This is a genomic window from Paenibacillus alginolyticus DSM 5050 = NBRC 15375 (assembly GCF_000422905.1).
Classification (GTDB): domain Bacteria; phylum Bacillota; class Bacilli; order Paenibacillales; family NBRC-103111; genus Paenibacillus_E; species Paenibacillus_E alginolyticus.
Genome location: NZ_AUGY01000185.1, coordinates 1 through 6,217 on the forward strand (window position 1 = coordinate 1; position 6,217 = coordinate 6,217).

A 6,217-nucleotide genomic window follows, 5' to 3' on the forward strand; every position below is an offset into this window, starting at 1 on the left:
TCCATCTTTGACCATTGACGTAAATAACCCGACATGATAATTGTAATTTTATTCCATACGTTTGCGAGTGGTGTCAGCTACGCTGGTATTACCCCAAAAAAGCCGAACCGATGGTTGGTTCGACAGCGTTTATGCCCATATTACAAAATTTTCATACCCAAAACTTGACAAATTGAAACAAGCCTGTTCTAATGGTACTTAGAAACATAACTAAGTAACACTATACAGGAGAGACGGATTTACCTTTTTATACTGTTGAGTGGATTCACTTTTCCAAGTCCCTGCAAATATCATCGTACGCGTCTGCAGGTGATTCTGATATAGAATATCTAACGAGAAATTCATACCAAAAGTCATCAAAAGAAGTTGTTTCCCCATGAACCGCACGATTGGTTATGAAGCGATCCCATAATCTTATCCGGATTTTTTCCAAGTCATTGCGTGACTGCATCTTCTGGACGTGGAGATCCATGATGGGATGTCCCTCCCATCAGACCCTGAAAATGTTTTGCCCTTTCCAAGTGATAGTCACGTAATTGCTGGTGGTAATGGTGCATCTTCATGTGCCATTCGTGCATTTGCTTCCAGTAGGTAGCGTGGTCATTCGTATACATAGGCATTTGATAATGAGTAAAAGACATTTTAATTACCACTCCTTGATTTTGCGATTAGCTTACGACAACAGTCTATGGGGGTATAACCATAGGAAGCACGGCGATAGCCTAAAGTAGGAGAAAATCATTTCATAAATACTACAAAATCATCACGAAAATACTCATAAAAATCACTTTTTGTTTTTTTAATTATTTTCCTAAAATAAGCCGCTTTATCTAAATGAAATGACCTTAATTGTTCTGTCATCTGAAGGTACCACTCATACATCTGCCTCGTACAAGAATCATTATCTTTGATAAACACTGGTTTTGGATTGTACATTTAGAAGTTCCTCCTTTTTTATGGGTCTACCCGACATCAGTCTATGAAAGCCGATAGACACAACACAGCAAATGCCTATAAAGACTTTTTTTCTTTAGACCCAAAACAATCAAAAAAGCGCTCTATCCCGAAGGAAAGAGGGCTTTTGATCATATTGGAGGATTTAGGGTCTAACTACTTATCCGTCCTTACGCATCTTATCCTCGGACAAAACTGCTTCATTCCATCCCATTTACCCCAAACGCACCCTAAACATTTCTTCGGCTGTCTCGGCTTAATCTCAATAGTCAATATTCAATACCTCCGGCATTCATTAGAACGAAGGTTATTTTATCCTAAGAAGAGAATTATATTCCAAACCGCATATAATAAGCGCTAGCACCAATAATAGCTACAGGATACTTCGTAAGAAAGGAAAAAGTGGTAAAATAGGGCCTTTCTGTCTATGATACATAAAAGGCTCAAAACGCCAATATAATCCCCTTAATATAGGCGATAGCCGTGTTCTAAATTTAATAACTTCCATAGACTAATGTCATGGAAACTATGACATACCACTAGACGCTTTGGACGGCATGTGGCGGGCCTGGCAAGTCGGATGTTTTAGTGTGTTCATCTTCACTATCTGCGATGGCATGAGGCATATCTTTAGAGGAAACGCCCATAATATCCGAAACAACGGAGCTAAGCTTGATGTTGGCTCTTTCTAAAACCTTTTGAATCCGATTACGGGCTCGTTCTTCAATGATACTTCGGCGATAACGAACAAGTTCTCGAAGTTCTCGTTGATTTTGGTTTGGAATGAAGCTAGCTTTCAATAGTCCATGACGAAGAAGTTGGGCAATGGGTGCCCCACAGTGTAAGCTTAACGAGATACTGGGATGCTAACAATCCCAAATCTATGAGTAACGAGGACGGAACCATTGTCTGGGGATCAGCAAAACAAATAAATAATCTGCATAATGGATTGGGATATTTGGAATAATAGTAGGGTCTGTATCGGCCTAGGCCCCTGATTGTTTATGGAGGAATTTGACTCATGACTGTTGGTTCCGACTTGAAAATGGCTGTTGCAACATTTAAAAGTGCCCTGGTTAACTTTGAATAATTTGCATTAGGTACTCAAAATCAACAGGCTATGAATTTATACACGAATTTGGCTCAGTCCACACAACAACTTGTCGATCATGCAAGCACACAAGTTCAGCAAATCGAAAATGAAGAGCAGCCTCAGTACAAAGGAGTCTACAATGGGAAAAAACAGACGTGAAACGGTTATCCATTCTGAGGGTCAAAACGTAATGAATGGCGATGAAGCAGCGATAAGTTCGAGTCTAGATGGACAGGAAGGTATACAGGATGAAAGTGAGCCAGGTCCAATGGAACGAACAAAAGAGGTTATGGAGAACATAGGAATCAAGATAAACAGTTTTTGAGGCAAGGCTTGTTCAAATGTAATGAGGCAAATAGGCCACCGATCGTATTGATAATCGGTAGCCTATTTGTATTTAACTGAATTAAGGAGGGAACTGTATCCCTCTATTGTTGGATCGCTCCCAATCGTTTCACATCGGTATTAAGAATAAGGTACGATATAAATCCCTTCGTTTTCTTTCCACTCAGCATATAACACATTTTTCACTTCATCTATCCCGTGAGACTGGATCTGCAGTTCCAGCCATTTATTATCATAACCTACAACTTTTAGATTGTCCCAAATGATTTCCCCGTCAGTGATCAACGTTGTTGGCAAATATACCTGTTGTGGTGGTAGATTCAAATCTTTACGTTTTACGGTATCATAGTCTGCTTTTTTAAGAACGCTTATACTTCCGTTTGGCTCCAATAGCGCATATTCTACTTCGCGCACCGAAAAGGCATTGGATTGCCGCAACATATACATCAAATCGTGTATATTAATCCTGTTCTTTTTTAATTCTCTTAGGATGATCCTTCCATTTCGAATGACGATAGATGGTCTCCCGTCGATCCAACCTCTTATTTTTAAAGACTTCTGCCCCAACATTTTAACGGCCAACATGAGCAACCCCCACAAGAATAAAGAATACAGCAACGTTAAGACGGTTGCTTTTTCATCATATAGAGCACTTCCCACGACCTCTCCTAAAAAAATAGCCGAAATAAAATCAAACGGTGTTACCTGACTAAATTGTGTTTTTCCTAACATCTTGGTAATAATCAACAAGCCCACAAAGCCCAATAACAATTTAATCGTTATTTGGAGAAACAAGATTTCTTTCATCCCCCTTTCTATTGCCGGATATAAAGGATTGCAAAAAATAAGCTTTTTTGTTTCAGGTTATATCATCGGTGAAAGTAGGCGCGCTCCTTGCTCCATTATGCGCTGTGGAAGTGAACGATGCAGCAAATCCCCAATGCGCAACGGTACAGAATGGGTGAGATCACGCTCAAATTGCTCTGTGAGTTCCCTCGCCACATCGGTACTGTATATGACTTCGCACACCTCGTAATTCAGTCGAAAACTTCTCATATCATAGTTCGCCGCACCTACCTCGGCAATCTCTCCATCGATGATCATTACTTTTGCATGCAACATCCCTTTATTGTACTGATAAATATGAACCCCGGCTTCCAACAGTTCTCCGAAATAAGTACGGCTTGCAAGGTCCACGAATTTTTGATCCGAATGGTGAGGGACCATCAATCTCACACGCACCCCGCGCGCCACAGCTGTCTTTATCGCCATGATGATGTCTGCATCGGGCACAAAATAAGGGTTTGTGATGTCCAGTGTCTTTATCGCTTGTGTCAGGCAAATAAAATAGACCTCACGGATCACTTGAGTAGGAATTCCAGGATTACCTTCAAACGATTGCATGTACGCGTTCCGCAACGCTTCTGTATTCGTGGCGGTGTCAATAACGTTGCCACTTAGGTTGCCCAACTCAGAAGCCCATTCTGCCGCTTGTCCGGAAACAGCAACCCTTAGCCCCTCAATGGGTTTTTGTACGTTCTCCACTAGGGTGTTCTTCTGTGCTCTCACCTTTACCCGTTCTGGTGAAGCAATATTCCAATGGATGTTGAAAATAGTGCGCAGGTCGCCAGCAGCCTCACCTATGATTCGCAGGTGAGTGTCGCGCCAGAACCCCACGTTTGGCTTTAAGCCGGTATACTCATACCCAATGTTGATACCACCAGTGAAAGCTTCCTTTCCGTCGATCACGACGATCTTACAATGATCCCGGTAATTCCAATTGGACAATACCCAAGGGAAGCGCACGGGAAATACCGTACGGCATTCAATCCCCGCATCCATCATCCGAATGATCTGTGTTCGTGGAAATTTTCTGCTCCCCCAACCGTCTCTCACAAAGCGGACTCGTACACCAGCCTTGGCCCTTTCGATCAATAGATCCGTAATGCATCTGCCAATCTGGTCATCCCTATAGATGAAATATTCCAAATCAATCGAATTTAACGCGCTCTTTATGGATTCCATCAGTCTCTCATAGGTTTCAATGCCGTTCATAAGCACTTGGACTCGGCCGTTTCGAAGGCCATATACGGACAAATGCCGTAAAGAGTGAGCGATAACAAAGGCTGAGCGGCTGAATGAATCAGGCAACGTGTCCGATTCACTATGCGGAGACGTTAGTCTTTCATGAGAAATACGTATGGGATTTGTTATACTGAGATAGAATACGAAACCGATGACAGGAAAAACGAGGCAAATAGCTAGCCAATTCAATGCCTTGGCCGGTCTTCGCACCTCGCGGATTGCTACGATTAACATCAAAAGTGTATTGATTAGATACAACCAAAGAATCCACACCAACTGAAATTCCTCCTTTATTTATCTTTATAATGCGCAACTAAGAGTTGCATATACACACATGTAATCAACTGGCCAATCAAATTGATGTCCGTCCATGCCGAAAGGAAAGTGGAAATCATAACGGAAAGTAATCTCGCCATTTTTCTGCAGATTTGCCAGCGGTTTACCGGTATGATAAATGAAATTCGCCTCAAACTATTATAGTTTGACTTCGAACACAAATGAGTCCATGACGGGTGGTGAAAAATGTGCAGTGGGTGATGTCCTTATTTAGAGGACGTAAAAATCGCTATGCAACTGGCCGAAGGGGAGCTTGGGTAATGTCTGCCCTGGCACTGGCGATTGGCGCGACAGCTTTTAGCTTGACCAAAGGGCGCCGAAGAAACGTCATTCAACGGTTGCTCCAACCGCTCAAAAAGAGAATACCCGGATAAAAAAAGATCAAACCCTACTTCTAATGTAGGGTTTGATCTTTTTAATCAGTCACACAAGGGGAGTTACATGCCTGTTTGATTCTTAGAAACCCTTATATTGGGGTTCTTCATTCTCTAACTGCTGTACGCGGCTTTCCACTTGCTGAAGGATTTGTTGAGTTTGTTGGGATGCATTTGTAAAGAGCGATTTTGCTTCTTGATTTTGTGTTTCCAAAGCAAATTGTTCCAGACTGGCTTGGGCACTTTTCAAAGAAGCTACACAGGTTTTGACTTGAGAAGCTACTGTCACTGGGTTCACCTCCTTTACAAAGGGATAGCCAAGAAAAGTATGGGTTCGGAGGTAAAAGGAAAGATGCTTACTTACTCCCAATACCAAAATTTAATGTTTCCGTCTCCCGCCTAAAACATACACTCAATGATCCAATATCATAAAACTAAGACTTATACATAGAAAAATTTCACTTGGTAATGCATGAATATTATGGAAATAGGGTATCTTTATATTTGTCATTTAATGGAACTTAGAAAGAAGGGAAGCAGTCATGCCAGAATGGTTAGAAATTGCCTTGCGAACATTACTAGCGATTGTGGTTCTTTTTGTGATGACGAAAATATTGGGGAAACGACAAGTATCCCAGCTATCTTTGTTTGAGTATATCACCGGGATCACAATCGGAAGCCTCGCCGCTTACGTGTCCTTAGATTTGGATACCAACTGGTATCTGGGCCTTGTTTCGATCGCAGTTTGGGTCGGTGTTTCCCTGGTGATGGAATTTTTGCAATTGAAAAGCAAAACCGCAAGGGACTTCCTAGACAGTAAAGCAGCTGTACTTATTAAGGACGGTAAGATTATGGAGGACAACCTAAAGAAGGAAAGGCTTACCACGGACGAGCTGATGGAACAGCTGCGAAAAAAAAGTGTGTTTAAAGCTGCTGACGTTGAATTTGCAGTCATCGAGCCAAGCGGCGACATCAACGTTCTATTAACGAAAGAAAATCAGCCGTTAACCCCCAAACATTTGGGTATTAA

General features: G+C 41.8%; 8 protein-coding genes and 1 pseudogene. 3 read left to right on the top strand and 6 right to left on the bottom strand.

Going from position 1 to position 6,217, the window contains the following annotated elements; all coding sequences use genetic code 11:
• Window positions 1–434 precede the first annotated feature (434 nt).
• From G519_RS49660 to G519_RS52780, 3 genes and pseudogenes are all read right to left on the bottom strand, one after another.
• Window positions 435–641 (bottom strand): hypothetical protein, encoded by a 207-nt coding sequence (locus G519_RS49660; RefSeq protein WP_084160532.1) that lies wholly within the window; start codon window positions 639–641, stop codon window positions 435–437.
• 97 nt (window positions 642–738) lie between these two features.
• Window positions 739–936, bottom strand: a complete 198-nt coding sequence (locus tag G519_RS0137505) for a hypothetical protein (RefSeq protein ID WP_029198909.1) — start codon at window positions 934–936, stop codon at window positions 739–741.
• A 652-nt stretch (window positions 937–1,588) separates the two neighbouring features.
• Window positions 1,589–1,781, bottom strand: a pseudogene (locus G519_RS52780) (IS110 family transposase); the annotation flags it as partial.
• A 405-nt stretch (window positions 1,782–2,186) separates the two neighbouring features.
• On the opposite strand from G519_RS52780, the gene G519_RS0137515 reads away from it, so the two are divergent.
• On the top strand, window positions 2,187–2,372 hold the full coding sequence (locus G519_RS0137515) for a hypothetical protein (protein ID WP_029198911.1): 186 nt from the start codon (window positions 2,187–2,189) through the stop codon (window positions 2,370–2,372).
• Between the two features lie 140 nt (window positions 2,373–2,512).
• Here G519_RS0137515 and G519_RS0137520 read toward each other — a convergent pair whose 3' ends face one another.
• Window positions 2,513–3,199 (bottom strand): DUF421 domain-containing protein, encoded by a 687-nt coding sequence (locus G519_RS0137520; protein ID WP_029198912.1) that lies wholly within the window; start codon window positions 3,197–3,199, stop codon window positions 2,513–2,515.
• 57 nt (window positions 3,200–3,256) lie between these two features.
• Window positions 3,257–4,753 carry a phospholipase D-like domain-containing protein gene (locus G519_RS0137525; RefSeq protein WP_029198913.1) on the bottom strand — a complete coding sequence of 499 codons (1,497 nt, stop codon included), beginning with the start codon at window positions 4,751–4,753 and terminating at the stop codon, window positions 3,257–3,259.
• Between the two features lie 248 nt (window positions 4,754–5,001).
• On the opposite strand from G519_RS0137525, the gene G519_RS50940 reads away from it, so the two are divergent.
• Entirely contained in the window at window positions 5,002–5,187 is a 186-nt protein-coding gene (locus G519_RS50940) for a hypothetical protein (protein WP_127527684.1), read from the top strand.
• 82 nt (window positions 5,188–5,269) lie between these two features.
• Here G519_RS50940 and G519_RS0137530 read toward each other — a convergent pair whose 3' ends face one another.
• Window positions 5,270–5,476, bottom strand: a complete 207-nt coding sequence (locus tag G519_RS0137530) for a DUF1657 domain-containing protein (protein ID WP_029198914.1) — start codon at window positions 5,474–5,476, stop codon at window positions 5,270–5,272.
• Window positions 5,477–5,729: 253 nt separating this feature from the next.
• Here G519_RS0137530 and G519_RS0137535 point away from each other — a divergent pair.
• Window positions 5,730–6,217 (top strand): DUF421 domain-containing protein (locus tag G519_RS0137535; RefSeq protein WP_029198915.1); only part of this gene is annotated, 488 nt, incomplete at its 3' end.